Here is a 24,840-nt window from a genome sequence, read left to right as displayed (position 1 = left end):
CATCAGCAAATTCCACCTCGGGGGCGTCGTCAATGGCCTGACGTCAAAGTGATGAGAAAGTCATGGGCGTTTCCCGACTTCCGATCTACACTCCGGAGATATGACGGCCGAGGGCTTTGTCTCGTCGAAGGCCCCGCCGGCTCTCGTCGTGCGGACCAGGGAGGCCGTCCGCAGACTGCAGCCCGGGGGGTCGTACTCCATCGGCCGTGACCCGGCGGCCGACATCGCGATCGCCGATGCCCGCGTGTCCTGGCGGCACGCCGCCCTCCGTACCGACGACAAGGGCTGGCTGTTAGAGGATCTGGGCAGCACGAACGGCACGTTCGCCGGCTCCCGGCGCGTCCGGCGGGCCGGTATCGAGGGCGAGATCGTCTTCCGGCTGGGGAACGCCGAGAGCGGGCCGCAGGTGGCCTGTTCGGTTCCGCCGGTGCTCGACTCGCGCACCGGCGTGGACCGCCGGCCGACCTCCGTCATACACGTGCCGTCCCGCCCGCTGCGGATCGGCCGCGCTCCGGACAATGACATCGTGCTGTCCGATCTGATCGTTTCCCGGTATCACGCCGAGCTACGGAAAAGGGCGGACGGCCGGCACGAGATCGCCGATCTCGGCGGCCATAACGGCACCTTCGTCAACGGTAAAAGGATCACCTCGGCGCCGCTCACCGAAAGTGACATCGTCGGTATCGGGCGGGCCACTTTCCGGCTCGTCGGCGACGAGCTACGGGAGTTCATCGACACCGGTGACGTGTCGCTGGTCGCCCAGGACCTCACCGTGCGGACCGCGAAGGGGAAGGTGCTGCTCGACCACGTCAGCTTCCCGATCCCTGAGCGCTGTCTCGTGGGCGTCATCGGCCCGAGCGGCGCCGGGAAGTCGACGCTGCTGGGCGCGGTGACCGGAACCCGCCCGGCGACCGAGGGCGGTGTCCGCTACGACCACCGGGACCTGTACCGCCACTACGCGGAGCTGCGGCACCGGATCGGCCTCGTCCCGCAGGAGGACATCCTGCACACCCAGCTGCCCACCCGCCGGGCCCTGCGGTACGCCGCGGAGCTGAGATTCCCGGGGGACACGGTCGCGGCGGAGCGTGACCGGCGGGTCGACGAGGTGATCGAGGAGCTCGGCCTGACCGCGCACGCGGAGACGCGGATCGACGCCCTGTCCGGCGGCCAGCGCAAGCGGGTGAGCGTCGCGCTGGAGCTGTTGACCAAGCCGTCGCTGCTGTTCCTCGACGAGCCCACGTCCGGCCTGGACCCCGGCCTGGACAAGTCCGTCATGGAGATGATGCGCGACCTGGCCCACGACGGCCGCACGATCGTCGTGGTCACGCACAGCGTCGCGAACCTGGACACGTGCGACCGCCTGCTCGTCCTCGTCCCCGGCGGCCGGGTGGCGTACTACGGGCCGCCGGCGGAGGGCCTGGGCTTCTTCGGCAAGGAGAGCTGGGCCGAGGTGTTCCAGGCGTTCGACCGGGAGCCCGACCGCGACTGGGCCGCCGAGTTCCGGATGGCGCCGCTGTACACCCGCTACGTCCTGTCGGGACTGGACGGCGACGCCGAGGTGCACCGCCCGGAGCCGGCGACGACGGAACCGCCGCCCCGGCGGCAGGGCCGGTTCTCCCAGCTCGGCACGCTCTGCCGCCGGTACACCGCGGTGATCGGGTCGGACCGCAGCTACCTGGCCGTACTGGCGGTGCTGCCCCTGGTCGTCGGGCTGCTGATCCGGGCGATGCCGGCGCCGCACGGCCTGACCGGCCGCGGCGAGAACGACGACGCGGCGTCGGTGCTCCTGACGCTCGTCATCGGCGCGTGCTTCGTCGGCGCCGCCAACTCCGTGCGCGAACTCGTCAAGGAACGCCCGATCTACCGGCGGGAACGCGCGGCAGGGCTGTCCGCGGGGATCTACCTGCTGTCGAAGATCCTCATCCTCGGTCTGATCACCGGGGCGCAGGCGGTGCTGCTCGTCCTCATCGGCCTGGCGTTCCGCCCGATGCCGGCGCACGGCGCGTTCACCTCGCCGTACCCGGAGCTCATCCTGGCCATGGCCGGGCTGGCGATCGTGTCGATGGCGATGGGCCTGCTGGTGTCGGCGGCGGTCAGCACGTCCGAGAAGACGATGCCGCTGCTGGTGCTGCTGTCCCTGGCCCAGGTGATCCTCTGCGGCGCCCTGATGCCGCTGCAGGGCAAGGCGGGCCTGGAGCAGGTCGCCTGGATCACGCCGTCGCGCTGGGGACTGGGCGCGGCGGCGTCGACCGTGGACCTGGCGCACCTGCCGCACAAGCCGATCGAGGACCGGCTCTGGCATCCCGACGCGACCACCTGGGGCATCGACATGGGCGTCCTGGCAGGTCTCGGCCTGCTGTTCACCGTCATCGCCTGGTGGCGCCTGGAACGCCTGCGCCCCGGCCGCCGAACCCGCCTTTGACCTCCTGATTCCCCTCCGGCAGGTCCTGGTGCGCCGGCGACCTCGCCGCCGTGGTCTCTTTCGTGCGGTGACGGCTTCTAGTCCGCCGCGGGCGTGTAGTGGGCCGCGCGCACGGCCCGCAGCCAGTCCTCGACGGGGGCCTCGTCGGGGCGGTCGGGCAGCGGCGTGCGGATGCGGCCGAAGTCGGTCTCGGCCTCGGCGAGCAGCCGGCGGCCGGCCTCCAGGTCGCCGGCTGCGACGCGGTCGCCGAAACGGTGGTACCAGCCGGGGTCGTCGAGGCGGATGCGCAGCCGCCCGGTGGCGTAGAGCTCCCGGCCCTGGTGAACGAGCCGCGCCAGGTGCCGGGCGTGCTTGGCGGTGCGCCTGCGGGCGCCGGCGGAGAACGCGCCGTCCTCGTGGTTCTCCAGCTTGCGGAACTGCCGGCCCGCGTAGCCGAGGTAGGCGTGCCGGACCCGCTCCGCCGACAGGAAGGCTGCGCGGATGCCGATCAGTTCGTCACCGAACGTGGTCCGCGTCTCGTACAGGTCGTCGGGCAGCCAGACCAGTTCCATCACGGTCGGGTTGCCGCCCAGCGCCAGAAGGCACCACTTGCGGGCCTCGTGCAGGGTCCGGTCGGGCGCGGTCGTCACGATCGACTCGCGCGGCGTGCGCAGGCCCAGCAGGGCGCCCGTCGGCGCGGCGAAGACGCCGAGCCGGTCGACGTCGGAGTCGGCGGTGGCCAGGCCGTACGCGGTCGAGCCGACGACGCCCGCCAGCAGGATCTCGGTCATGGGCGGTCCAGAGGGTAGGTGATCCGGGCGAGACCCTAATCGCCGCCCTTCGCCGTGTCGCGTCATTTATCATCCGGTAGATAGAACGCCGTCCCGTCCAGCAGAACAGAAGGGTCCGCGAATGGACCAAGCAGAGATCGAAGAGGCGATCGGCGCCGGCCGGGTGGTGCCCGTGCTCAGGACGCCGGACGCCGACGGTGCCGTACGGGCGGCCGAGACGCTGCTGGCCGCCGGCCTCACCGTCATCGAGCTGACCGCGACGACTCCCGGCTGGGCCGGCGCCCTGGCGGGTCTGCGCCGGGCGCACCCGGCGGCGGTCCTCGGCGCCGGCACGGTGACGACGGCCGAGGACGCCCGCCGCGCGCTCGACGCGGGCGCGGACTTCCTCGTGAGCCCCTACCCGGCCGAGGCCGTCCGTACGGTCGCCGCCGAGACCGGGACGGTGTTCCTCGAAGGCGGGTTCACCCCCGGCGAGGTCGCGGCCGCCGCCGGGCGCGGCATCGCCAAGCTGTTCCCCGCGCACGTGGGCGGCCCGGCGTACCTGCGGTCCGTGCTGGCGGTGCTGCCGGGCGCGCGGATCGTGCCCACCGGCGGAATCGCGCTGACCGACGTCCCCGCCTACCTGGAGGCGGGCGCGTACGCCGTGGGCGTCGGCTCGGACCTGGTGCGGTCGCCCGACCCGGCCAAGGCGGTCCGCGAGCTGATCGAGGCGGCACGGTGACCGGCGACGGTGTCCCCGACGTGGTCGTCATCGGCGAGCCGCTGGTCGAGTTCTCGGCGGCCGAACCGCTGACCCGCGCGGAGACCTTCCGGCTCTCCTTCTCCGGCGACGCGCTCAACGCGGCGGTCGCCGCCGCGGCCGCCGGAGCCCACGTCGCCCTCGTCACGCGCACCGGTGAGGACGAGTTCGGTGACCGGCTCGTCGACTTCGCCGCCCGGCACGGCGTCGACACCCGCTGGATGTGGCGCGGGCCGGGCCACAGCGGGGCGTACGTCGTCGGTGCGGACCCGCTGGGCACCCGCGCCTTCGCCTACCTGCGCGCGGGCAGCGCGGCGTCCCGGCTCTGCCCGGCCGACGTGGACCGCGCGCCGGTCGCCGGGGCCGGGGCGGTGCTGCTGAGCGGCATCACCGCCGCGCTGTCGGAGTCCTGCGCCGCCGCCGTCGTGCACGCGGCCGAGCAGGCCCGCGGCACGGTGGTGTACGACCCGAACTTCCGCGGCCGCCTCACCACGCCGGGCGACGCCCGCGCGGTCCTGGCCAAGGTCGCGCCCCGCGCCTCCCTCATCCTGCCGTCCTGTCCCGCCGACACCTCCGCCCTGCTGGACACCGACGACCCCGAACGGGCCGCCGTGGCCTGCCTCGACCTCGGGGCGTCCGCCGTCGCGGTCACCTGCGGAGCCGACGGCGTCCACCTCGCGAGCGGACCGGACCGGCGGTGGCTGCCCGCCGTGCCGGCCACGGAGATCGTCGACGCGACCGGCGCGGGGGACGCCTTCGCCGGCGCGCTCACGGCGCGGCTCGCGCGCGGGGCGTCCCTCGTGGAGGCCGTACGCGGCGGCGCGGCGGCGGCCTCGATCTGCCTCGGCGGGCAGGGCGGCACCGGCCGGGTCGCGACGGCCGAGGAGATCGACCGCCTCCTCGCGGCCGGCTGACCCCGGACGCCGGGGTGCGGTCAGGCCGGCGCGGGCACGCGTTCGGGCGGCGCGCCCATGGCCAGCGAGACGTCCCGGGCCGCGGCCACCACCTCGGCGAGCAACGGCGCGTCGTCCACGCCGACCTCGAACGCGAGCCCGGACACCGAGATCCCGCCCATCACCGCGCCGGTGTGGTCGAACACCGGCGCGCCTGCGCAGCGGATGCCCTGTTCGTTCTCCTCGTCGTCGACGGCGTGCCCGTGGCGGCGCACCTCGGCCAGGTGCGCGAGGAGCGTGTCGACGTCCGTGATCGTGCGCTGGGTGCGCGGCTGCAGTCCGGTCCGCGACGCGATCGCGGTGACCTCCCCGTCGGGCAACTGCGCGAGGATCGCCTTGCCGATCGAGGTGGAGTGCAGGGGCAGGCTCATGCCGACCCGCGAACCCATCTGGTACGGCCGCAGCCCCTCGAGCTTGCGGACGTACACCGCCTCGTCGCCGCTGCGGATCGCGAAGTGCACCGTGAAGCCCGTACGGTCGCGCAGCGCCTGCAGGGCCGAGTCGGCGTGCTGCGCCGGGTCGAACCGGCTCATCACCTTGCCCGCCAGGGTGAGGATGCGCGGGCCGGGGAGGTAGCCGCCGTTGCCGTCGGCGCGGGCGAACCCCCAGCCGACGAGGGACTGCAGGATGCGGTGCACGGTGGACTTGGGCAGGCCCGTACCGGCCGCGATGTCGGTCACCCGGCTGTGCTCGGCCAGCGCCTCCAGCACCGTGAGCGCCTTGTCGATCGAACCGCCGCCGGTCTGCGTCGCCACCACACGGCGAGGATATCCGCCGGATGGTGGGTCAGCCCGGTTGCAGGTCGGGGGCGGCCCGGTAGGCGGCGGCCTGCAGTTCGTAGAGCTGGGCGTACAGGCCCTCCGCGCGCATGAGCTCGGCGTGGGTGCCGTGTTCGGTGATCCGGCCGCCGTCCAGCACGTAGATGTGGTCGGCGTAGCGGACGCTCGCGAGGCGATGCGTGATGAGGACGACCGTGCGGTCCCGCGCGTGGTCGCGGATGCGCTCGAACAGGGCGTGCTCGGCGCGCGCGTCCAGCGCGGAGGTGGGCTCATCGAAGATCATCAAGGGGGCGTCGCGGTAGAAGCCCCGGGCCGTCGCGATCCGCTGCCACTGCCCGCCGGACAGCTCGTGACCGCCTTCGAACCTGCGGTCGAGCAGCGTGTCGTACCCCTGGGGCAGCCGGGCGACGACCTGGTCGGCGCCGGCCGCGCGGGCGGCGCCGGCGAGCCGGTCCTCCTCGGCCGCCCGGCCCATGAGGATGTTGTCCCGTACGGTGAGCGGCCACCGGGTGTGGTCCTGCGCGATCACCGCGATGCGTTCGCGCAGCGTGTCGCCGTCGATCGCGGACAGGTCGGTGTCGTCCCACCGGACCGTGCCGGAGCCGGGCGGGTAGAGGCCGGCGAGGAGCTTGGCGAGCGTCGTCTTACCGGAGCCGTTCTCCCCGACGAGCGCGATCACCTGCCCGCGGTGGATGGTCAGGTCGACGTCGCGCAGGGCGGGGGTGCCGGCGCCCGGATAGGTGAAGGTCAGTCGCTCGGCGGTGATGCGGCCGAAGGAGTCCGGGGCCGTGAGGGAGCGCGGGGCGGGGACGCGTTCGCGGGCCATCGCGCAGAAGTCCAGATAGTCGCCGAAGTACAGGCCGGCCTCGTACAGCTTGTTGAGGGACTGCATGAGGGCGGCGAGAGAGGACTGGCCGGCCCGGATGGTGAGCACGGCGGTTCCGGTGACGGCGAGCGGGATGATCCCCGCGGCCAGGAGCCCGCCGAGCGCCGCGTAGACCAGGCCGGTGGCGGTGCCGGTGAGGAGGTCGCCGGCGACCCTGGTGGCGGTCTGCCGCCGGGCGACGTCGAGTTCGACCCGCTGTTCGGCGTCGGCGATCCGGTCGTACTCGCCGAGGAGGAAGGAGCGCAGGCCGAACGCGCGCACCTCGGCGGCCGGCGGCCGCTCGGCCATGAGGTCCGAGAGCATGTACTTGCGGCGCCGCGCCCGGGACATCCTGCGGAAGGCCAGGTAGCGCATGCGGGCGGCGCGCAGTGCCGCCCATCCGTCCGGCAGGGCGGTGATCAGCAGCAGTGGCATCAAGACGGGGTGGAGCACGCCGAGGGTCGCGGCGGCGGCGATGACGCCGACCGCGCCGGTGAGGACGTTCACCGTCATCTCGACGACGGTCACCGAGTCGGGTACGCCGCTGTCCCGCGCCCGCTGCATCGCGTTGTGGAACTCGTCGTCGTCGAAGGCGCCCAGCTCGACCCGTGTCGTGAGCCGGAACAGGCGTGTCTCGGCCAGCCGTTCCACCCGCGGTTTGAGGCGGAGCCGGGCCCAGTCGGCGGCCGCGAGCAGCCCGGCGCGGACGGCGGCCGCGGCGGCGACGAGGAGCAGCGCGGGCAGGGCCGCGCGGACCCGGGCGGCGCTGGGACCTCCGGCGAACAGTGAGTCCAGGACGCCGGTCGTCGCGAGGAGCCCGAACGCGGTGAACACTCCGGCGACGATGTTCAGGCCGACGGCGGCCAGCGTGTCGACCCGGTCCGCCTGCCAGGCCAGGCGCAGGGCGGCGCCGGTCAGGGCGGGCAGCCTGCGCGCCATCGTGATGAGGCCCGCGGACATGAACCGATCGTCGTGGATCTCCCAGTAACGCAGCGCGAGCCCCGACTGGTCGGCGGCGGAAGCCGCAGGCCGGTTCCTCCGCCGGAGTCTCACCGGGCGGCACCCGTAGTGATCATGACTGCCCACGCTAGACGACCACTCTGGGGATGTAAATAATCTTCGCCATCTCGACCGGAACGGTAGAAAATCACGATCAGCCATTATGCCTGGTTCTCCGAAGAAAGCAATGGCATCAATGACCCGAACGGCGACGGCTGACCGTAGCCCGGTTCACATGCAAACAAAGCAGTCATTCGTACCTGGACAGCCTCCATGATCGAACTCATAATGCTGGAGGTTGATCATGGCGAAGACGCCGTTTCGCGCGCTCCCGTCTTTGTCATCGAAAACCCGGGGCGCATTCCTCACCAGGATGACCGTGTCCCGCGGATCGGTTACGGCCCGCCCACGAGGCGCCGGCCGAGAAAGGAGTCCGTTATGCCCGCACTCACGCTCGAACCCCGCGACGCAGGTGTGCTCGACGCCGACGACCTCGTCATCGACTTCGAGGGCGAGCTGATGGAGTTGCCGCACGGCCCGCAGGCCTGCGTCAACACCTGCAAGCGCACCGTCTGCAGCACGTTCCCCTGCTGCCCGTCCATCAAGTGACCTCCTGAGTGACGCCGGGACGGGCCCTCGCCCGGCCCGGCGCCGGCCACCTGCTCCGGGACGGAGCGCTCCCGGCGCAGTGGTGAGGAGAAAGGCCCTCGGCATGGCCCGATGGCCTCTCTCTCCGGCGAATCGCGGTCAATGCGAATCGAGTGATCGTGTGGAGGAACGCTATGGACGCCGCTGTTTCAGCTCGCACAGAGGACATGGCGGAAAGAGTCACTGAAATAGCGGAACGTGAGGGCTGTGAGGTCCATGTCGATGACACCTGGGTCAGCGTGCACCGGCCCGGCGTCGACCTGCCCGCGCAGGGCTGGAAGCTCCACGTGTCCGCGCGTCCCGGCACCCTCGTGGCGACCCTCGACCGGATCCTGCCGCTGCTGTTCCACCTCGGCTGCGACTTCAAGGTGGCGCGGTCGACCTCGGTGCTCCGCGAGCTGAACTCCGGGGACACCGATCCCGGCGCCGTCGGCAAGGCCGTGACCGTGTACCCGCCACAGGACCGCGTCGTCAAGATCGGGCGGGTGCTCGCGGCCGCGCTCGCCGGCCACGCAGCGCCCCGGGTGCCCAGCGATCGCTGGGTGCACCGGAGCGCGCCCGTCTACTACCGGTACGGGCCGTTCGTTCCGCAGTACCGCGTCGACGAGAACGGCGACTACGAACTCGTGCTGATCGGCCCCGACGGGACGTTCCTTCCCGGGGCGGCCGGCCCGGAGTTCCGCTGCCCGCCCTGGGCGTCCGACCCCTTCCGGGAGACGACGCCGGGGCCTGCCCCCGGAGACGCGACCGCGACGCCCGGGCCCGCGACCGCGACGTCCGGGCCCGCGACCGCGACGTCCGGGCCCGCGACCGCGACGGCCGGGCGGGAGCCCGGCGGCTCCCCGGCGCCCGCGGGCGGCACGCCGGGAGAAGAGAACGCCGACGGCGCGCCGACGCTCGGCGGCCGCTACCGGCTCACCTCCGGCGTCGTCCGTGGCGCGCGCGGCAACGTGTACCGCGCCGAGGACACCGCCTCGGGGCGCCGCGTGGTGATCAAGGAGGCCCGCGCGTACGTCGGGGAGAACGCCGACGGTATGGACCTGCGGCTGCAGATCCGCAACGAGCGCCGCATCCTGCAGGCGCTCGCGGGGGTCGACGGCGTTCCCGGCCTGATCGACCACTTCCGGCACGGCGAGGACGAGTACCTCGTGATCACCGAGGAGGGGAGCCGCGACCTCAACCGCTTCGTCAACGAGCACGGCCTGTTCGCCGACGACCCGGCGGGTACGGGCCGTGACCTGGCCGCCCTCGCCACGCGCCTGATCGGCCTCCTCGACGCCGTGCACGCCCGGGGCGTCGTCGTACGCGACCTGTCGCCGAAGAACGTCGTGCTGGACGACGACCTGCGCTGCACGCTCGTCGACTTCGGCAACAGCAGGTACGACGGGTTCCAGATCCCCGGCTGGACGCCGGGCTACAGCGTTCCGGACCAGCACACCGGCCGGCCGTCCGAACCGGCGGACGACTACTTCGCCCTCGGCGGCGTGCTGTTCTTCGCGGCCACGGGCATGCACCCGATCGGCGTCGATCCGGACCCGGCGCGCAACCTCGAGCGCACGCTGATGACCCTGGCGGCGCTGTTCCCCGGGGTGACGACCGGGGTCCGGGGGCTGATCCCCCGGCTGCTCGCCCTCGACCCGGCCGAGCGCATCGCCGCGGCGGCCGACCTGCGGCACGGACGGCACCGTACGGGACAGATGACCGCAGGGAGGGCGCGGGCCGTACCACCGCGCTTCACCCGCGGCCTGCTCGACGCGGTCATCGCGCACACGAGGGACGAGTGCGTCCGGTTCGCCGAGAAGACGATGGCGGGCCCGGCGGACCCGCGACGGTCCGCGCCCCCGGTGACGCACGTGTACGGCGGGTCGGCGGGCCTCGGGATGGAGCTGTTGCACCACGCCGAGACCGAGGCGGTGGCGGGCGAACTGGCCCGCTGGACGGCCCAGGCGATCCCGCCGGCGCGGCTGCCCGCGGCGCTGTTCTTCGGCCGGACCGGGACCGAGCTGTTCCTGAGCACGGCGCGGCGGATGCTGGGCGCGGACGTCCCCGCCGGCGATCCGATCGACCTCGGCCCCGACGAACGCGGCGACTACGTGCACGGGGTCGCCGGTGTCGGCACCGGTCACCTGCTCCTGGCCGACCTGGATCCCCGGCCGGGCCACCTGGCCGTCGCCACCGAATGCGCGCGGCGGCTCCTGACCGGTGAGATCCGCGACACGCGGGACGCGGTGGCCCCGGCCCAGCCCGGCACCGGCGTCGCCACCGAGTCCGGCTACGCCCACGGCGAGGCGGGCGCCGCCACCTTCCTGCTCGCCTATCACCGGGCCACCGGCGACCAGGCGGCCGGGGAGGCGGCGCGGCGACGCCTCGACGCGCTCGCCGGTGAGGCCGCGACCCTCGCCCGGGTCCTGCGGGAGCCCGCCGCCCGGCCGATGGGCGCCTCCTGGTGCCAGGGTCTCTCCGGGATCGTCACGGCGCTGGTGCGAGCCGCGCGATTCTACGACGACGAGTGGTATCTCGAGACCGCCGGGGCGGGCGCCCGTGCCTGCCTGGGGATCGCGCCCCAGGCGTGGGTGGTGTCGCAGTGCTGCGGGCTGGCCGGCATCGGCGAGATGCTCGTCGACGTCGCGTTGGCGACCGGCGAGGAGGAGTTCTGGCGCGGCGCCGAGCACGTCGTCGAGCTGATGCTGACCCGCAGCGGCGGCGACCTCGAACATCCCGTCTTCCCCGACAACACCCTCGAAGGGGCGAGCGGCAGCTGGGGGATGGGTACTCCGGGCGTGCTGTCCTTCCTGCGGAGGCTCCGCGACCGCGCCGGGGCACGCCTCTGGACGTACGAGTGGTCCCCGCCCCGCTGACCTCCGTCAGCGCCGGGGGAGGGCGACGACGGCCTCGATCTCGACCGTCAGGTCCGGCCGGGCGAGCGCGGCGACGACCATGAGCGAGTGGGCGGGCCAGTCACCGTCGGGGTACCAGGCCGCGAACACCTCCTCCCGGGCGACACGGCTGCCGTCGAGGTGCTCGGTGCCCGACACGAGGGTCAGCAGCTTCACCAGGTGCTCGGGACCGGCGCCGAGGGAGTCGAGCAGCCGCCCGATGTTCGCGAACGCCTGGCGGGTCTGAGCCCTGGCGTCGGGGCCGGCGAGGGTCCCGTCCTCGGCCACTCCCACCTGGCCGGAGACGAACACCAGCTCGTGGTCCGCCGGTACGGCGGCCAGGTGGCTGTACTGCCCGATCGGCGGCGCGAGGCCCTCCGGGCTCCAGCGACGGATCATCGATGCCCCTGTCATGTCGTTCGGTGCCGCCGACGGTAGGCACCGTGGCCGGCGGCCTCGCGCGGGGATCAGTCCCCGTCCGCCTCGGCCGAGCCCATGAGCCGCAGGCGTCGCTGCGCCCGCTGGTAGAAGGTCGTCTGCCCGAGCCGTACGACGCCGGCCGCGCCGGGCAGCGCCGTCAAATCGAGGACGTCACCGGGCGAGAGCCGGCCGATGAGCACGCCGTCCGCCTCGACGGCGACGGCGCCGCTGGTCGGCAGGATCCGCAGCGCGAGCTTCTCCTGCGGGGACAGGAACAGCGCCCGGTTGAACGCGGAGTGCGGCGCGACCGGCGTGACGAGCAGCCCCTCGGCGCTGGGGGAGACGATCGGGCCGCCGGCGGAGAAGTTGTAGGCCGTGGAGCCGGTGGGCGTCGCGACGACGACGGCGTCGGCGGCGTACCGGACGAAGGGGTTCCCCTCGACACAAAGCTCCACCACGGGGATTCCGTCTCCGGGGACGCGAGCCAGGTCGATGTCGTTGAACGCGAGCGCGTCGATGCCGTTCGCGGTCGCCCGGATCCCGGTCCGCGGCTCCACGGTGAAGCGGTGCTCGTCGATCGCGCAGAGCGCCCCGCTCAGCTCCGGGATGTCGATCTCGGCGAGGAAGCCGAGGCGGCCGAGGTTGACGCCGAGGACCGGGGTCCGCCGCGGGTAGCTCAGCCGCATGGCGCGCAGCATGGTGCCGTCACCGCCGAGGCTGACGATCAGGTCGGCACGGTCGGCCAGGGCGTCCGGCTCGACCGGTTCGACGTCGCCGTCGATGCGGGCGACCTCTCCGGGTAGCCCGAGGACACGCGCCTTCCGGTCCCGCGCCCAGCCGGTGATGGTGTCGATGACGCCCCTGCAGTTGCGTTCGGGATGCAGGGCGACGCCGACGGTCGTGATCAGGCCCATATGTCATTCTCTCAGGGGTCGCGCCGTGCGTCGTCCGCGATCGGCCGCCGGGCTCACGGGGAGGGCGTGCTCCCGGGCTGTTCGTGAACGTTGAGCGGCCGGTACGGATGGTAGGGGCCGTCCGCCGCCAGGCCGTACCGGAGGATGAGGTGGTCCGTGCCGTATCCACGGCGCTGCTGGTAGACCCAGTAGGCCGTGTGCGCGGTGTTCGCCCACCTTTCGAAGATCGCGACCTGCCGGGTGCCGGCCTCGCCGACCGCGTTGATGATCAGATCGCCGGGGAGCAGTTGCGACGGTGCGATCTGCCGCGTGTAGCCGCCCCAGGCCAGGTCCGTGGAGTTGGGGCCCGGCGTGGGCAGGCCGAGCGCCATCGAGGCGAACCCGGAGCCGTCCGCCCGGTAGCCGCCGTGGATCTGCGCCATGTCGTACGGGACGCGCTGGTCACTGTGTGGATGCCAGGTCCGGGCGCGCGCGATGATGTCCGGCCGCCGGATCCACTGGACGTAGGTGGGCGTCGGACGCGGCCGCGGCGCCGCCGACGGCCGGAGCGACATGCCGGTGACCAGGCCGGCCACCCCGGCGGCGAGCGAACAGCCGACCGTGATGCCGACGTACGCCACCCACCGCCGCCTCGACGACCCGGACGGTCCGGACGGCTCGGACGGTCCGGAGGGCTCGGATGGTCCGGACGGCTCGGACGGCCGGGACACCGCCGCGCCGCGCGGGTCCGCCGGCTCCTCGGCGGCGGCCGGAAGGTCGCCGTCCACGGATTCGGCCGCGAGAACGGCCCGGCGCTCGTCGTCCGCGCGGTGCCACAGGGCACGCAGCCGTTGCCTGTCGCCGCCGCAGATGTCGGCCATCGTCTCGACGGCCTCGCAGGGGATCCACGTCTCTCCACTGAGCCAGCGTCCCCAGGACGAGCGGCTCGCGTAGGTCTTCTTCTCCAGGGCGCGCAGGTCGTACCCGGACTGGTCCTTCAGGGCGCGCAACTCCCGCAGCAGGCTCCGGGTCGTCGCGGGAAGGTCCTCGGGCAACGGGCGCAGTCGTCGGGTCGGGCTCACGTCTCGGATCCCCCGTTCGCCCGTGTTTCGGTCGTCGGTTCCATGTGCCCCCTCGGCTTTCCGGCCGAGAGTCGATTGTGCCGGTGACGTACGGCCGCGCCGGGCGATTCACGGTTTTCGCCGAATCCGGACGCCGACGGTAGCCGCCGTGACCGGACGATCCAAGGGGAGAGAAGGGGAGGGGCCTGCCGCACCGGCGCCCGGATCGGCTGTCCCATTGTCTCGGAGTCGTCCCGGGAGGGGAGGTCTCAGCAGGTCAGAGCGATTCCGGGGGTGGCTCTGTCCCGCGAGCGCCGGACCCATGGCGAGCCGGGCGCCGCGCTCCCTAACGTGACCGCCGAACCGATGACCGCGGGTCGGCAACGGCGGTCCGCGCATCGGCGAACGTCCCGATCATCCCCCCGAAGGAGTGTTCATGCCCTCGTCTCGCAGGCTCCGCATCACCCTCGGTGTCGCCGCGGTGGGAGCCGTCGCCGCGATCGGAGTTCCCAGCGCGGTCGCGTCGTCCGCCGGCCCGGCCGCCAGGCCGGTCGCCCGCCCGGTCGCGCAGGACGTCTCCGCCACCGCCACCATCACCCGGGCCCAGGTCATCGCGCGGGCCAAGACCTGGCACCCCCACACGTCGAAGCGCGTTCCGTACAGCCAGAACAAGACCCACGGCGGATACCGCACCGACTGCTCGGGGTACGTCTCGATGGCGCTCGCGCTGTCGAAGCCGGGACCGAACACCGTCGGTCTCGCGTCGAAGACGTACTCGACGCGCATCGGCATGGCGTCGCTGCAGAAGGGCGACCTGGTGATCGACGCGAGCGGGAACAATCACACCCGCCACGTCGTCATCTTCGAGCGCTGGGTCAACAGCAAGACGAAGAAGTCGTACTGGGCGTACGAACAGCGGGGCGGCTACGGGACCGACCATCGGGTCCTCAAATACGGGCTGAGCAAGGGCAGCCAGTACCACGCCTACCGCCCGAAGAAGATCCGCTGACGAAACGGCGCGGTGTGGAGGTGGGGGGGGGGGGGGGGGGGGGCCCCCCCCCCCACCTCCACGTCATTTTCCGGCGGCGTCGATTGTGTGAAAAACCGTGTGATCAAGGATGATTTCAGTCCTCCAGGGAACGCCGTTACCTGGGGTAACACCTCACTCGTGAGACTCTTCGGGCACGCGGATGTTCTGGTCGCTCATTGCATTCGAGGCCGCGTCGAAATAGCCTCCCTCCGGCGTTGACGCGTATTGCGGCCTGTCCATAACGTCGATTAGCGCCAGATAGGCGCTGGTTCGTCCGCTACCACCCGAAGAGGGGGTTCCATGGCGCCCGGCACCACCGGATCCGTCGATTCGGGACGACGCCTACGGCGGGACGTCGGTTTCTGGGGACTGATGTTCGTGTCGCTCGGATCCATCATCGGCTCCGGCTGGCTGCTCGGCGCGCTCACGGCCGCGACGATCGCCGGGCCCGCCTCCCTGGTGTCCTGGGTCCTCGCCGCCGTGATGCTGGTCATCCTCGCCCTGGTGCACGCCGAGCTCGGCGCGGCCTATCCCATCGCCGGCGGCACCGCGCGGTTCCCGAGTTTCGCCTTCGGCCCGCTGGTCGGCTTCACCGCCGGCTGGATGGCCTGGGTGCAGGCGGTCACGATCGCCCCGATCGAGGTCGAGGCGACGCTGTCCTACTGCGACCACATCGGATGGGTACGTAACCACATCACGATGCTGCACGCCGACGGGACGCTGACCGGCGTCGGCCTGCTCGTGGCGACGGTCTTCATGCTGCTCTTCACGGTCATCAACATCGTCGGCGTGAAGGTCCTCGCCCACTCGAACGGGATCGCCGTGATCTGGAAGACGGCGATCCCGCTGCTCACCGTGGTGGTCCTCCTGCTGCTGACCTTCCGCGCGTCCAACTTCACGGCGGGCGGCGGATTCATGCCGTTCGGGGCGCACGGCGTGTTCGCCGCGCTGCCGGCCGGCGTCGTGTTCGCCCTGCAGGGGTTCGAGCAGGCGATCCAGCTGGCCGGCGAGGCCAGGAAGCCGCAGCAGGACGTCTCGCGCGCGGTGATCACGGCCACCGCGATCGGCACGCTCGTCTACATCCTGCTGGAGATCGCGTTCATCGGCGCGCTCGACCCCGCCCACATCGCGCACGGCTGGGCGAACCCGGTCGGCAAGGGCGACTTCGGCCCGTACGCCACGCTCGCCGTCGGGGCCGGCGCCGCCTGGCTGGCCGGGCTGCTCTACGCCGACGCGGTGATCTCACCGGCCGGGACCGGCCTCGTCTACGTCGCCGCGTCGTCCCGGCTCTCGTACGCGCTGGGCCGGGAGCGGTCGGTGCCGGCCGCGGTGGCCGCGGTGAGCCCGAAGGGCGTGCCGATCGTCTCGGTCGTCATCGCCTTCGCCGTCGGGGAGATCGCGTTCCTGCCGTTCCCCAGCTGGCACTCCCTGGTCGGCCTCGTCACCTCGGCGACCGCGATCATGTACGCGTACGGGCCGATCGCCTTGCGCGCTCTGCGGGTGCGCGATCCGGACCGGGCCCGCCCCTACCGTCTCCCGGCGCACCGCGTGCTGGCGCCCCTGGCCTTCGTCTGCGCGAACCTGATCATCTACTGGTCGAGTTTCCAGGCGGAGTGGAAACTCGGAATCGCCATCCTGTTCGGTCTGGTGATCTTCGCGGTGACCCGGGCGAGGACGCCGCGGGCCGAGCGATCTCCGCTGAACTGGTCCGCGGCCACGTGGGTCTGGCCGTGGCTGGGCGGCATGGTCCTCATCGGGTTCCTGGGCCGCTACGGCGGCAGCAGGCTGCTGCCCGACTGGGTCGACGTCCTGACGGTCACGGTGTTCTCCCTGGCCGTCTACTTCTTCGCCGTGCGGATCGCCGTCTCCAGCGGCGAGGTCGCCGCGGCCGTCGCGGCCGAGGAGGCGGAGATCGCGGCCGAGCCGGAGCTCCACATCGCGTGACCGCGCGCCGCTCGCACGCTCACCGGCCGGGCGGGCGTACGAACGGCGCGGGCGCGGTCGGGACCGGTCAGGACAGCAGGCGCAGCCGGACGGTGTTCGGCAGCGCGCGAAGCTGCTCCAGCACGTCGGTGGTGTACTGGGTGCCGATGTCGGTGATCACGTAGCCGATCTCGCCGCGCGTGCCGAGGAGCTGACCCTCGATGTTCACGTCGTGCTCGGCGAGGATGCCGTTGATCGTGGCCAGCACCCCCGGGGTGTTGCGGTGCAGGTGCGTCAGCCGGTGCCCGGTGACCGGGGCGGGCAGCGACACGGCCGGGAGGTTCACGCTGAGCGCGGTGTTGCCCGTGGCCACGAAGTCCTGCATCTTGCCGGAGACGAACTGGCCGATGTCCTGCTGCGCCTCCTCCGTCGACCCGCCGATGTGCGGCGTGATGATGACGTTGGGCAGTCCCCGCAGCTCCGAGACGAACTCGTCGCCGCGGCCCTTCGGCTCCTGCGGGAAGACGTCGATCGCCGCGCCGGCCAGGTGACCCGACTCGATGTGACGCCGCAGCGCGCCGTGATCGACGACGAACCCGCGGGAGAGGTTCAGGAACAGGCTGCCGGGGCGCATCCGGTTGAACTCCGCCTCCCCGAACAGGCCGCTGTTGCCGGGCCGGCCGTCGACGTGCAGGGTCACGACGTCGGAGACGGACAGCAGCTCCTCCATGCTGGCGCACCGGCGGGCGTTGCCGAGCGCGAGCTTGTCGGCGGTGTCGTAGAAGAACACGCTCATGCCGAGGTTCTCGGCCAGCACCGACAGCTGACTGCCGATGTTGCCGTACCCCACGATGCCGAGCCGCCGTCCCCGGACCTCGTGGGCGCCCTCGGCGGACTTGTCCCAGACGCCGGCGTGCAGGGCCGAGTTCTTCTCCGTGAGGCGCCGGGTGAGCGCGATGATCTCGGCGACCACCAGCTCGACGACGCTGCGCGTATTGGAGAACGGCGCGTTGAAGACCGCGACCCCGCGCTGCGCGGCGGCGGACAGGTCGATCTGGTTGGTCCCGATGCAGAACGCGCCGACCGCGAGCAGGTCCGGCGCGGCGGCGAGCACCGCGTCGGTGATCGTCGTCTTCGACCGGATGCCGAGCAGGTGGACGCCGGGGATGCGGGCGATCAGCTCGTCCTCGTCGAGGGCGCGATCCAGCAACTCGACGGCGTAGCCGTTCTTCTCCAGCGAGGCGACAGCGTCGGAGTGAATGCTTTCCAACAGCAGCGCGCGCAGTGGTTCGGTAGCGGAGCTCACGTGGGAACAGTCCTTCTGCCGGGCGTCGTCGTTCCTTGAATGCTATGTGAAACGGTTACAAGCCGGTCACGGGCGTCCACGCGCTGAGACGGTCGCCCGCCCGTACGGGCCCGCCGCACCCGCCGCTCACGGTCAGGCCGGCGGCGCTCACGGGTCACCGCGCGCATGAGCGCGCGTACCTGGCCGGGGACATGCCGATCGTCGCGGTGAAGTCACGGGTGAAGTGCGCCTGATCGGCATAGCCGAGATCGGCGGCCACGTCCGCCCAGTCGACGTCCGTGCCGTGGGCCGCCCGGTCCGCCGCGTCCTGCATCCGGTACCGGCGGATCACCCACTTGGGGCCCACGCCGACGTAGTCGGCGAACAGGCGCTGCAGCCGGCGCGTCGAGACCCCGGCCGCCGCGGCCAGCCGGTCCACCCGGGTCAGCGCCGGGTCGGCGGCGATCCGGTCCACGACGGCGGACGCCTCGAGGACGAGCGGGTCGGGCCTGTCCGGTGCGGCGGAGCGGAGGAGGTCCTCCGCCAGGAGGATCGCGTCCCCGGGCTCCGGCGTGGCGATGATCGCGTCGGCGACGGCGCGCGCCTCCCGGCCGAAGATTCCCTCGACCGGGACGCGCCGGTCGGTGATCGTGGACACCGGAGCGCCGAGGATGGGCCGGAGGCCGCCGGGCCGGAAGCGCACGCCGATCACCCGGCCGCGGCCCTCGATGGTCTCGGTGAAAACGCCGCGCACGACGCCGTCCACGCGGGCCCGCCCGTCGCTGATGAAGGTCAGGTGCACCGAGGGGTGGGTGAGGACCCGCTGCCGGTGGGTGCCGCCCTCGCCGAGGTCCCAGCGCAGGATCCAGTGGTAGTCGGCGAGCCAGGCGAGATCCGCCGCCGGCGCCCGGTGGGCGACCTGGAAGCGCTCCAGCGCCGCCGCGCGGTTCAGGACGGCCCGGAGGCTGTCGGGAACGGCGTCGGCCATACGGCTCAGTGTCGCATTTGTTCAAGACCGGCGGCCCGGCCCGCCTTACGCTCTGGGCCGCTGTCATCTGACGACTCACGGAGACATCGATGGAACTGCGCCCGCTCATGACGCGCGCTGCGGAAGTGCCGATCACGGTGGTCCAGGGGATCGGCCCCGACCGGCTGGACCTGCCGACGCCGTGTCCCGGATTCGACGTCCGTGCCCTGCTGAACCATCTGGCCTTCTGGACGGGATCCCGGTTCGAGGCCGCCGCCCGCAAGGAATCGCCGGCCGGGTCCCCGGCGGAGGACCACGACGTCACCGCCGAGCCCGGCTGGGCGGGCCGGTACGCCGCGAGCGTCCGGGCGTCCGCCGCGGCCTGGGCCGAGCCGGCCGCCTGGGAGGGCGAGACGGGGATCTCCGCGGCGGGGGCGATGCCCGCTCCGGTGGTCGGCGGGATGATGTTCGGGGAGCTCCTGCTGCACGCGTGGGACCTCGCCGTGGCGACCGGCCAGAAGGTCCCCCTCGGCGACGAGCTGACCCGCGCGCTGCTCGACCAGGTGTCCGCGATGGCGGAGATGGCCCGGCGGTACGGCGCGTTCGGCCCGGAGGTGCCGGTTCCGGACATGGCTCCGCCGCTCGACCGGGCTCTCGGCCTCGCCGGCCGCGACCCGGCCTGGACGCCCTGACAGGCCGACACGCGGTCGGGGCCGACAAAGCCGGCTTATCCCACTTGAGGGCATTGACGGCCGACATGACGGGTGAAACCGTAAAGGTTGACCGCTACCTCGGGGAGGGGACGTCGCCTCATGGCCGACCTGCCGCGACTGCCGTTCGAGCGCACCGACCTGCTGGGGATCTCCGGGGCGTACGCCGCCCTGCGCGCCAGGGAACCGATCACACGGGTCCGCACGCGGACCGGTGACGAGGGATGGCTCGTGACCGGGTACGACCAGGCCAGGGCGATCCTCGCCGACCAGCGCTTCGGCCGTTCCCACCCCGATCCCGACCACGCCCCCCGGCTCTCCAACTCCGCCATCACCGGCGGCCCGACGGGGGAGTTCGCCACCGAGAAGGACGTGCACGACCGCATGCGCCGGCTGCTCGCCCCGGCGTTCTCCGCACGCCGGATGCGGGCGCTGGCCGGGCGCGTCCAGGAGCTGGTCGACGACCTGCTCGACCGGATGGAGGAGCACGGCCCACCACTCGACCTGCACGCGGCGCTGTCGGTCCCGCTGCCCATCCAGGTGATCTGCGAGCTCCTCGGCGTCCCCCTTGCCGACCGCGACCACTTCCGGGCGATCGCGGACGAGATGACCGACCTCACCGACCCGGACCGGTCCGCCGCCGCCCGTACGGCCATGGAGGAGTACTCCCACGGCATCGTCAAGGCCAAGCGGGACGACCCGGGGGAGGACGTCTACTCCGACCTCGCACAGGCCGACCTGCCCGCCGAGGAGGTCGCGACCATCGCGGGCGGGCTGCTGTTCGCCGGGCACGAGACGACGGTCAACCGCATCGACCACGGCGTCCTCATCCTGCTGGCCAACCCGGACCAGCTCGCGGCGCTGCGGCGCGACCCCGCGCTCGCACCGGCGGCGGTCGAGGAGATCATGCGCGCCGCCGTCCCGAACGATCACGGCCTCGCCCGGTACGCCCGCGAGGACGTCGAGGTCGACGGCGTACGGATCAGGGCGGGGGAGCTGTGCGTGATCTCGACCGCGGCCGCCAACCGGGATGAGACCGTCTTCACCGACCCGGAACGCTTCGACATCGGCCGCGACCCGCAGCCGCACCTCGGGTTCGGCTACGCCATCCGGTACTGCCTGGGCGCGAACCTCGCCCGCGTCGAGCTGCGAGCCGTGTTCGGCTCGCTGTTCCAGCGGTTCCCCGGCCTGCGCCTCGCGGTGCCGATCGACCGGCTGCCGCGTCGCGCCGACCGCCTGACCGGCGGCGTCTCGGCGCTGCCGGTCACGTGGTGAGACACGCCCGTCAGCGCACGGACAGCGCGGGCGTACGGGTCACGCCGCGACCGGCCGCCCGGGCGAACTCGGCGAACCGCCCGGCGTCCCGTACGGCCGCGCCGCCCGGATCGTTGTTGAAGTAGACGTAGACGTCCTGGCCGTCGTCCCAGGTCTCGGCGAGCCGCCGCACCCAGGAGCGCAGCGCCCGGTCGCCGTACTCCGGCCAGGGCGTGGCCGCGCCCTCGTGGAGCCGCAGGTAGCCCCAGTCGGCGGTCCGCCACAGCGGCGTGAGCGGCCGGCCGAGCCGGTCCGCCCAGCACAGCGCCGCCCCGTACCGGACGAGCAGCTCACGCACCTCACCGGTCCACCAGGACGGGTGCCGGGGCTCGACCGCGACCCGGACTCCCGCAGGGAAGCGGCGCAGGCAGCGTTCGAGGCGCTCGACCTCGATCTGCAGGGTCGGCGGGAGCTGGACGAGGACCGGGCCGAGCTTGTCGCCCAGGCCGCTCGCGGCGTTCATCAGCCGGTCCACCGGCTCTTCCGGGTCCTTGAGACGCTTGATGTGGGTCAGGTAACGGCTGGCCTTCACGGCCATCACGAACCCGGGCGGCGTGCGCTCCCGCCACCCTTCGAACACCTCACGGCCGGGCAGGCGGTAGAAGGCGTTGTTGTTCTCCACCGTGTCGAAGCACTCGGCGTACCGCTCCAGCCAGACGCGCTGCGGCAGCCCGGTCGGGTAGAGGACGTCCCGCCAGTGCTTGTACTGCCACCCGGACGTGCCTATCAGCAGCGGCATCCCGGCCCCCACCACGACCGCGTGCGGTCCCCCCTCCTCGCCGGATCGTTCGGCATGCCGTGGGTCGTACCCTCCTCTCGCCGCCTAAACGGGCCGGATGCGTCGCTGTCCGGATGGTACAAGAGAACGTGATATTAGTCGGAGATGACCGCTATATCTGCTGGTAAAGCGTCGATTATCGTGCGCGCCTGGTCGATCGCCGATAATGTTTTACGCATGCCGACAACAGAACACGAAGCAGTGGCTCTCCTGTTTCGGAACCGCCCTCAACTGGCGGCTGATCTGCTCGGTAACGTCCTGGATGTTGCCGTTCCCGAATTCGATGAGGTTCAGTCCGAGTCAGGCGATTTGACCGAGGTTGTTCCCAGCGAATTTCGGGCGGATGTCGTCGTAGTGCTGCGGACCGATCGGCCGGTCCTCGGGGTTGTGGTCGAGGTGCAGCGCGGCCGCGATCCGCAGAAGCGGTGGAGCTGGCCGCTCTATGTAACCAGCCTGCGGGCGCGCATCGAGTGTCCGACGGTGTTGCTGGTGGTCTGTGTGGACGCCGCGGTCGCGTCCTGGTGTGCGAAGTCGATCCCTATCGGCCATCCGGGGTGGGCCTTGAGGCCGTTGGTGCTCGGGCCCGATTCGATCCCCGTGGTGACGGATGCCGACGAAGCCGAAAATCTGCCTGAATTGGCCGTATTGTCGGCGATGGTGCATGGTTCACAGAGGTTCGAGGTCCTTGATGCCCTTCACAAGGGTGTCCTGTGCGACGTCGACGATGAACGTGCCCAGCTGTACGCTGATGTTGTACTCGCGGCGCTACAGACCGAGTACGCCCGCAGTTACCTGGAGGCCTTGTTGATCGCTGAAAAGTATGAGTACCAGAGCAGCTTCGCCAAGAGATACTTCGCCGAAGGTGAGGCCCGGGGCGAGGCCCGGGGTGAGGCCAAGGCGATCCTCGCCGTCCTGGACGTGCGGGGGGTCGCGCTCACCGGCGAGCAGCGCGCCCGGATCGAGGAGTGCCTCGACCTCTCACAGTTGCAAAAGTGGGTCCGGCTGGCTGCCGTGGCGGGTTCGGCCGACGAGCTTTTCGACTGAGTCATCGGCGAGGCCGCATGGAGCGGTCCTATCCGATGAGCAGGGTCCGGTCGTCGCCCGCGAGGCGGTGCCGGGCGACGCGGTAGCCGGTGTCGCGGAGCCTTGCGGTTATGCGGTCCATGCCGTCGGAGTCCGGTGAGAGCTCGACGTGGGCGACAGCGGCGGGTGTGTGGCGCCGGCGGATCGTGACCCCGTCGTACACGTAAAGCCCCCATGCCGACCACGGAACGTCGGGGGTGGGATCCTCGTGCTGCATCCACGCCATCCAGGTGTCGCCGTGGACGTACCAGCAGTGGATCGCCCCCTTACGCCAGGCGCCCTTGTGGCGGATCCAGACCCAGGCGTCGCGCGCCTCGATCCGATGGGATCCGGACGGGTAGTGGTCGAGCGGCCGGGCGTCGCGCATGCGACCATTTTCGAACTGACGTTCGAAAGATCGCAAGTCGACACAGGTCAAGCCTGTTCCAGCTCGCCGCGCTCCTTTGGCTGTTGACTCACGGGCGGTTCTCTCGTTCCGTCCCCGGCTGCCGGCCGCAGGCGAAGCGGGGCGGGCCCCCGAGGCGGCCCCGCGTCGCCAGCGGGCGAGCGGCTAGCGAGTGGCGAAGCCGCCGTTGAGGAAGACGGTCTGGCCGTTGAGCCACCATCCGTCGGTGAGCAGGAAACGTACCCACGGAACGATGTGCTCGACCTTCGTGAGCTCGCCGTACGGCGTCTGAGCGCGGGAGAACTCCTCCTCACCGGGTGCGGCCGCGTTCCAGAAGAACGACGTGTCCATGGGGCCGGGAGCCAGGTTGTTGACCGAGACGCGGCGGCCCGCCAGCTCCTTGGACAGTGCCCGGGTGAAGTGCTCCACCGGCGCCTTGCTGCCGGCGTACACGGAGTAGCGGCCGGTGTAGGCGGCCAGCAACGATGACACGAGGTTGAGGATCGCGCCGCCGTCGTCGATCCGCTTGGCGGTCTCGGCCATGACGAAGAACGCGGCCTTGGAGTTGATGGCGAAGTGGGCGTCGTATTCGTCCTCGGTGACCTCGGTCATCGGGTTGCCCCTCGCGAGGCCCGCCGTGTTCACCGTTGCGTAGAGGGCGCCATAGCGTCCGGTCACCGAGTCGAGGACCCGGCGGATCTCCGTCACCGAGGTCAGCTCGGCTTCGACCGCGAAGGCGTCCCCACCCGCCGCGACGCACGCGGCCACCGTTTCGTCGGCGAGGCCCTTGTCGGAGGGACTGTGGTAGTGGACGGCGATTCTCGCCCCGGCGGCGGCGAGGTCACGTGAGATCGCGCCACCGAGGTTCTTCGCTCCCCCCGTGACCAGAACTGTCTTTCCGCTCAAAGCACTGTCGGGCACCGGATCCGTCCTTTCGTTCGTGTCGCTTGAGACGTCGGCCATCGTGGCCGGGCCGTCGCTGTGCCCTCTTCCGTCACATGACCTGCTCACCGTCACGTCATCGCCTCGCACCCCGCACCGGTGACCGGCCCAGTCACCTGACGGAAGAAGGCACGGAGCCGCCGGGAACACGATGAGCGCGTTCCGATGCGAGCGCGAAAGAGGAAGGCGGCCCGATGGTCGAGCAGCAGAGACGAGACCCGGCGCGTGACCGGGTGGCGGTGGTGACGGGAGGTTCCGGCGGCATCGGCCAGGCGATCTGCCGGCGCCTCGCCGACGACGGGTGCGCCGTCGTGATCAATTACGCCGGCCGGCCGGCCGAGGCGGAGCGACTGGCCGCGACGATCACCGATCGTGGCGGTCGGGCCGTCGCCGTGCGCGCCGACGTCGCGGACGAGGGTGACGTCGCCGCGCTGTTCGAGGCGGCCGAGTCGGCCTTCGGCGGGGTCGACGTCGTGATCAACACGGCCGGCGTCATGGAGCTCTCACCGCTGGCCGAGCTCGACCTGGCGGTGCTGGACCGCATGCACCGCATCAACATCCGGGGCACCTTCGTCGTCGCACGGGAGGCGTCCCGAAGGGTCCGGTCCGGCGGCGCGATCATCAATCTGTCCTCGTCAGTGGTCAAGATCGCCCTGCCGACCTACGCGGCCTACGCCGCCAGCAAGGGCGCGGTGGACGCGCTGACGCTGATCCTGGCCAAGGAACTGCGCGGCCGGGACATCACCGTCAACGCGGTGGCCCCGGGACCGACCGCGACTCCGTTGTTCCTCGACGGAAAGGACCAGGAGTCGATCGATCGTCTCGCCCGGATGGCGCCTCTAGAGCGTCTGGGCGTCCCCGCGGACATCGCCGAGGTCGTCGCGTTCCTGGCCGGCCCGGCCCGCTGGGTCAACGGCCAGGTCGTCTACGCCAACGGCGGCGTCATCTGAGCCGACCGCCGCGACGCGGTCGCGATTCCGGCGAACACAGCAACACCC

22 protein-coding genes are annotated in these 24,840 nt (G+C 71.8%); 11 read left to right on the top strand and 11 right to left on the bottom strand.

Going from position 1 to position 24,840, the window contains the following annotated elements; translation table 11 throughout:
• Positions 1-100 precede the first annotated feature (100 nt).
• Positions 101-2,422, top strand: a complete 2,322-nt coding sequence (locus NE235_RS22195; protein WP_252806008.1) for an FHA domain-containing protein — start codon at positions 101-103, stop codon at positions 2,420-2,422.
• A gap of 77 nt (positions 2,423-2,499) precedes the next feature.
• On the opposite strand, the gene NE235_RS22190 is transcribed toward NE235_RS22195, so the two are convergent.
• On the bottom strand, positions 2,500-3,192 hold the full coding sequence (locus NE235_RS22190; RefSeq protein WP_252806007.1) for a nucleotidyltransferase domain-containing protein: 693 nt from the start codon (positions 3,190-3,192) through the stop codon (positions 2,500-2,502).
• Positions 3,193-3,313: 121 nt separating this feature from the next.
• Between NE235_RS22190 and NE235_RS22185 the strand changes: the two genes are divergently transcribed.
• Complete coding sequence (locus NE235_RS22185; RefSeq protein WP_252806005.1) at positions 3,314-3,913, top strand: bifunctional 4-hydroxy-2-oxoglutarate aldolase/2-dehydro-3-deoxy-phosphogluconate aldolase; 600 nt, start codon at positions 3,314-3,316, stop codon at positions 3,911-3,913.
• Complete coding sequence (locus NE235_RS22180) at positions 3,910-4,845, top strand: sugar kinase (protein WP_252806003.1); 936 nt, start codon at positions 3,910-3,912, stop codon at positions 4,843-4,845. The genes NE235_RS22185 and NE235_RS22180 overlap by 4 nt, the downstream gene beginning before the upstream one ends.
• 20 nt (positions 4,846-4,865) lie before the next feature.
• Here the strand turns inward: NE235_RS22180 and NE235_RS38290 are convergent, their stop codons facing one another.
• Both NE235_RS38290 and NE235_RS22170 read right to left on the bottom strand, forming a co-directional pair.
• Positions 4,866-5,642: an IclR family transcriptional regulator gene (locus NE235_RS38290; protein WP_252806001.1), complete on the bottom strand. Its 777-nt coding sequence runs from the start codon at positions 5,640-5,642 to the stop codon at positions 4,866-4,868.
• Between the two features lie 28 nt (positions 5,643-5,670).
• Positions 5,671-7,488, bottom strand: coding sequence for an ABC transporter ATP-binding protein (locus tag NE235_RS22170; protein WP_252805999.1), 1,818 nt, complete (start codon positions 7,486-7,488; stop codon positions 5,671-5,673).
• A 477-nt stretch (positions 7,489-7,965) separates the two neighbouring features.
• Here NE235_RS22170 and NE235_RS22165 point away from each other — a divergent pair, with 477 nt between their 5' ends.
• Positions 7,966-8,136 carry an SflA family class IV lanthipeptide gene (locus NE235_RS22165; RefSeq protein ID WP_252805996.1) on the top strand — a complete coding sequence of 57 codons (171 nt, stop codon included), beginning with the start codon at positions 7,966-7,968 and terminating at the stop codon, positions 8,134-8,136.
• 206 nt (positions 8,137-8,342) lie between these two features.
• Positions 8,343-11,033 carry a class IV lanthionine synthetase LanL gene (lanL, locus tag NE235_RS22160; protein ID WP_252805994.1) on the top strand — a complete coding sequence of 897 codons (2,691 nt, stop codon included), beginning with the start codon at positions 8,343-8,345 and terminating at the stop codon, positions 11,031-11,033.
• A gap of 6 nt (positions 11,034-11,039) precedes the next feature.
• On the opposite strand, the gene NE235_RS22155 is transcribed toward lanL, so the two are convergent.
• The 3 genes from NE235_RS22155 to NE235_RS22145 all read right to left on the bottom strand — a co-directional run bounded on the left by NE235_RS22155 (position 11,040) and on the right by NE235_RS22145 (position 13,446).
• Positions 11,040-11,450, bottom strand: a complete 411-nt coding sequence (locus NE235_RS22155; protein ID WP_252805991.1) for a RidA family protein — start codon at positions 11,448-11,450, stop codon at positions 11,040-11,042.
• 68 nt (positions 11,451-11,518) lie between these two features.
• Complete coding sequence (locus NE235_RS22150) at positions 11,519-12,385, bottom strand: NAD(+)/NADH kinase (RefSeq protein WP_252805989.1); 867 nt, start codon at positions 12,383-12,385, stop codon at positions 11,519-11,521.
• A 53-nt stretch (positions 12,386-12,438) separates the two neighbouring features.
• The gene (locus NE235_RS22145) at positions 12,439-13,446 is read right to left on the bottom strand and encodes a helix-turn-helix domain-containing protein (protein WP_252805987.1); all 1,008 of its coding nucleotides are present in this window, start codon (positions 13,444-13,446) and stop codon (positions 12,439-12,441) included.
• Between the two features lie 415 nt (positions 13,447-13,861).
• On the opposite strand from NE235_RS22145, the gene NE235_RS22140 reads away from it, so the two are divergent.
• A complete protein-coding gene (locus NE235_RS22140) occupies positions 13,862-14,434 on the top strand; it encodes an NlpC/P60 family protein (protein ID WP_252805985.1) in 573 nt (190 codons plus the stop codon).
• A gap of 321 nt (positions 14,435-14,755) precedes the next feature.
• Positions 14,756-16,399 (top strand): APC family permease, encoded by a 1,644-nt coding sequence (locus tag NE235_RS22135; protein WP_252805983.1) that lies wholly within the window; start codon positions 14,756-14,758, stop codon positions 16,397-16,399.
• A 67-nt stretch (positions 16,400-16,466) separates the two neighbouring features.
• Here the strand turns inward: NE235_RS22135 and serA are convergent, their stop codons facing one another.
• Positions 16,467-17,684, bottom strand: coding sequence for a phosphoglycerate dehydrogenase (gene serA / locus NE235_RS22130; protein WP_252805982.1), 1,218 nt, complete (start codon positions 17,682-17,684; stop codon positions 16,467-16,469).
• A gap of 154 nt (positions 17,685-17,838) precedes the next feature.
• Entirely contained in the window at positions 17,839-18,651 is an 813-nt protein-coding gene (locus NE235_RS22125; protein ID WP_252805981.1) for a helix-turn-helix domain-containing protein, read from the bottom strand.
• A gap of 89 nt (positions 18,652-18,740) precedes the next feature.
• Here NE235_RS22125 and NE235_RS22120 point away from each other — a divergent pair, with 89 nt between their 5' ends.
• Both NE235_RS22120 and NE235_RS22115 read left to right on the top strand, forming a co-directional pair.
• Positions 18,741-19,322 carry a TIGR03086 family metal-binding protein gene (locus tag NE235_RS22120; protein ID WP_252805980.1) on the top strand — a complete coding sequence of 194 codons (582 nt, stop codon included), beginning with the start codon at positions 18,741-18,743 and terminating at the stop codon, positions 19,320-19,322.
• A gap of 120 nt (positions 19,323-19,442) precedes the next feature.
• On the top strand, positions 19,443-20,615 hold the full coding sequence (locus NE235_RS22115) for a cytochrome P450 (protein ID WP_252805979.1): 1,173 nt from the start codon (positions 19,443-19,445) through the stop codon (positions 20,613-20,615).
• A gap of 10 nt (positions 20,616-20,625) precedes the next feature.
• Here the strand turns inward: NE235_RS22115 and NE235_RS22110 are convergent, their stop codons facing one another.
• Positions 20,626-21,393 (bottom strand): DUF72 domain-containing protein, encoded by a 768-nt coding sequence (locus NE235_RS22110; RefSeq protein WP_252805978.1) that lies wholly within the window; start codon positions 21,391-21,393, stop codon positions 20,626-20,628.
• A gap of 144 nt (positions 21,394-21,537) precedes the next feature.
• Between NE235_RS22110 and NE235_RS22105 the strand changes: the two genes are divergently transcribed.
• The gene (locus NE235_RS22105) at positions 21,538-22,476 is read left to right on the top strand and encodes a hypothetical protein (RefSeq protein ID WP_252805977.1); all 939 of its coding nucleotides are present in this window, start codon (positions 21,538-21,540) and stop codon (positions 22,474-22,476) included.
• 28 nt (positions 22,477-22,504) lie between these two features.
• Here NE235_RS22105 and NE235_RS22100 read toward each other — a convergent pair whose 3' ends face one another.
• Positions 22,505-22,882 carry a hypothetical protein gene (locus NE235_RS22100; protein WP_252805976.1) on the bottom strand — a complete coding sequence of 126 codons (378 nt, stop codon included), beginning with the start codon at positions 22,880-22,882 and terminating at the stop codon, positions 22,505-22,507.
• 183 nt (positions 22,883-23,065) lie between these two features.
• A complete protein-coding gene (locus NE235_RS22095) occupies positions 23,066-23,806 on the bottom strand; it encodes an SDR family oxidoreductase (protein WP_252805975.1) in 741 nt (246 codons plus the stop codon).
• A 230-nt stretch (positions 23,807-24,036) separates the two neighbouring features.
• Between NE235_RS22095 and NE235_RS22090 the strand changes: the two genes are divergently transcribed.
• Positions 24,037-24,792, top strand: coding sequence for an SDR family oxidoreductase (locus NE235_RS22090; RefSeq protein WP_252805974.1), 756 nt, complete (start codon positions 24,037-24,039; stop codon positions 24,790-24,792).
• The last annotated feature ends 48 nt before the right edge of the window (positions 24,793-24,840 follow it).

This window comes from Actinoallomurus spadix (assembly GCF_024055725.1).
GTDB classification, from domain to species: Bacteria; Actinomycetota; Actinomycetes; order Streptosporangiales; family Streptosporangiaceae; genus Actinoallomurus; species Actinoallomurus spadix.
This window is presented reverse-complemented; position numbering and strand designations above follow the sequence as displayed.

What these genes read in the sequence shown, in the direction of transcription:
- NE235_RS22195 (WP_252806008.1), top strand. Translation starts at nt 101, where the DNA reads ATGACGGCCGAGGGCTTTGTCTCGTCGAAGGCCCCGCCGGCTCTCGTC.
- NE235_RS22190 (WP_252806007.1), bottom strand. Translation starts at nt 3,192, where the DNA reads ATGACCGAGATCCTGCTGGCGGGCGTCGTCGGCTCGACCGCGTACGGC.
- NE235_RS22185 (WP_252806005.1), top strand. Translation starts at nt 3,314, where the DNA reads ATGGACCAAGCAGAGATCGAAGAGGCGATCGGCGCCGGCCGGGTGGTG.
- NE235_RS22170 (WP_252805999.1), bottom strand. Translation starts at nt 7,488, where the DNA reads ATGTCCGCGGGCCTCATCACGATGGCGCGCAGGCTGCCCGCCCTGACC.
- NE235_RS22165 (WP_252805996.1), top strand. Translation starts at nt 7,966, where the DNA reads ATGCCCGCACTCACGCTCGAACCCCGCGACGCAGGTGTGCTCGACGCC.
- lanL (WP_252805994.1), top strand. Translation starts at nt 8,343, where the DNA reads ATGGCGGAAAGAGTCACTGAAATAGCGGAACGTGAGGGCTGTGAGGTC.
- NE235_RS22155 (WP_252805991.1), bottom strand. Translation starts at nt 11,450, where the DNA reads ATGATCCGTCGCTGGAGCCCGGAGGGCCTCGCGCCGCCGATCGGGCAG.
- NE235_RS22150 (WP_252805989.1), bottom strand. Translation starts at nt 12,385, where the DNA reads ATGGGCCTGATCACGACCGTCGGCGTCGCCCTGCATCCCGAACGCAAC.
- NE235_RS22140 (WP_252805985.1), top strand. Translation starts at nt 13,862, where the DNA reads ATGCCCTCGTCTCGCAGGCTCCGCATCACCCTCGGTGTCGCCGCGGTG.
- NE235_RS22135 (WP_252805983.1), top strand. Translation starts at nt 14,756, where the DNA reads ATGGCGCCCGGCACCACCGGATCCGTCGATTCGGGACGACGCCTACGG.
- NE235_RS22125 (WP_252805981.1), bottom strand. Translation starts at nt 18,651, where the DNA reads ATGGCCGACGCCGTTCCCGACAGCCTCCGGGCCGTCCTGAACCGCGCG.
- NE235_RS22120 (WP_252805980.1), top strand. Translation starts at nt 18,741, where the DNA reads ATGGAACTGCGCCCGCTCATGACGCGCGCTGCGGAAGTGCCGATCACG.
- NE235_RS22115 (WP_252805979.1), top strand. Translation starts at nt 19,443, where the DNA reads ATGGCCGACCTGCCGCGACTGCCGTTCGAGCGCACCGACCTGCTGGGG.
- NE235_RS22110 (WP_252805978.1), bottom strand. Translation starts at nt 21,393, where the DNA reads ATGCCGCTGCTGATAGGCACGTCCGGGTGGCAGTACAAGCACTGGCGG.
- NE235_RS22105 (WP_252805977.1), top strand. Translation starts at nt 21,538, where the DNA reads ATGACCGCTATATCTGCTGGTAAAGCGTCGATTATCGTGCGCGCCTGG.
- NE235_RS22100 (WP_252805976.1), bottom strand. Translation starts at nt 22,882, where the DNA reads ATGCGCGACGCCCGGCCGCTCGACCACTACCCGTCCGGATCCCATCGG.
- NE235_RS22090 (WP_252805974.1), top strand. Translation starts at nt 24,037, where the DNA reads ATGGTCGAGCAGCAGAGACGAGACCCGGCGCGTGACCGGGTGGCGGTG.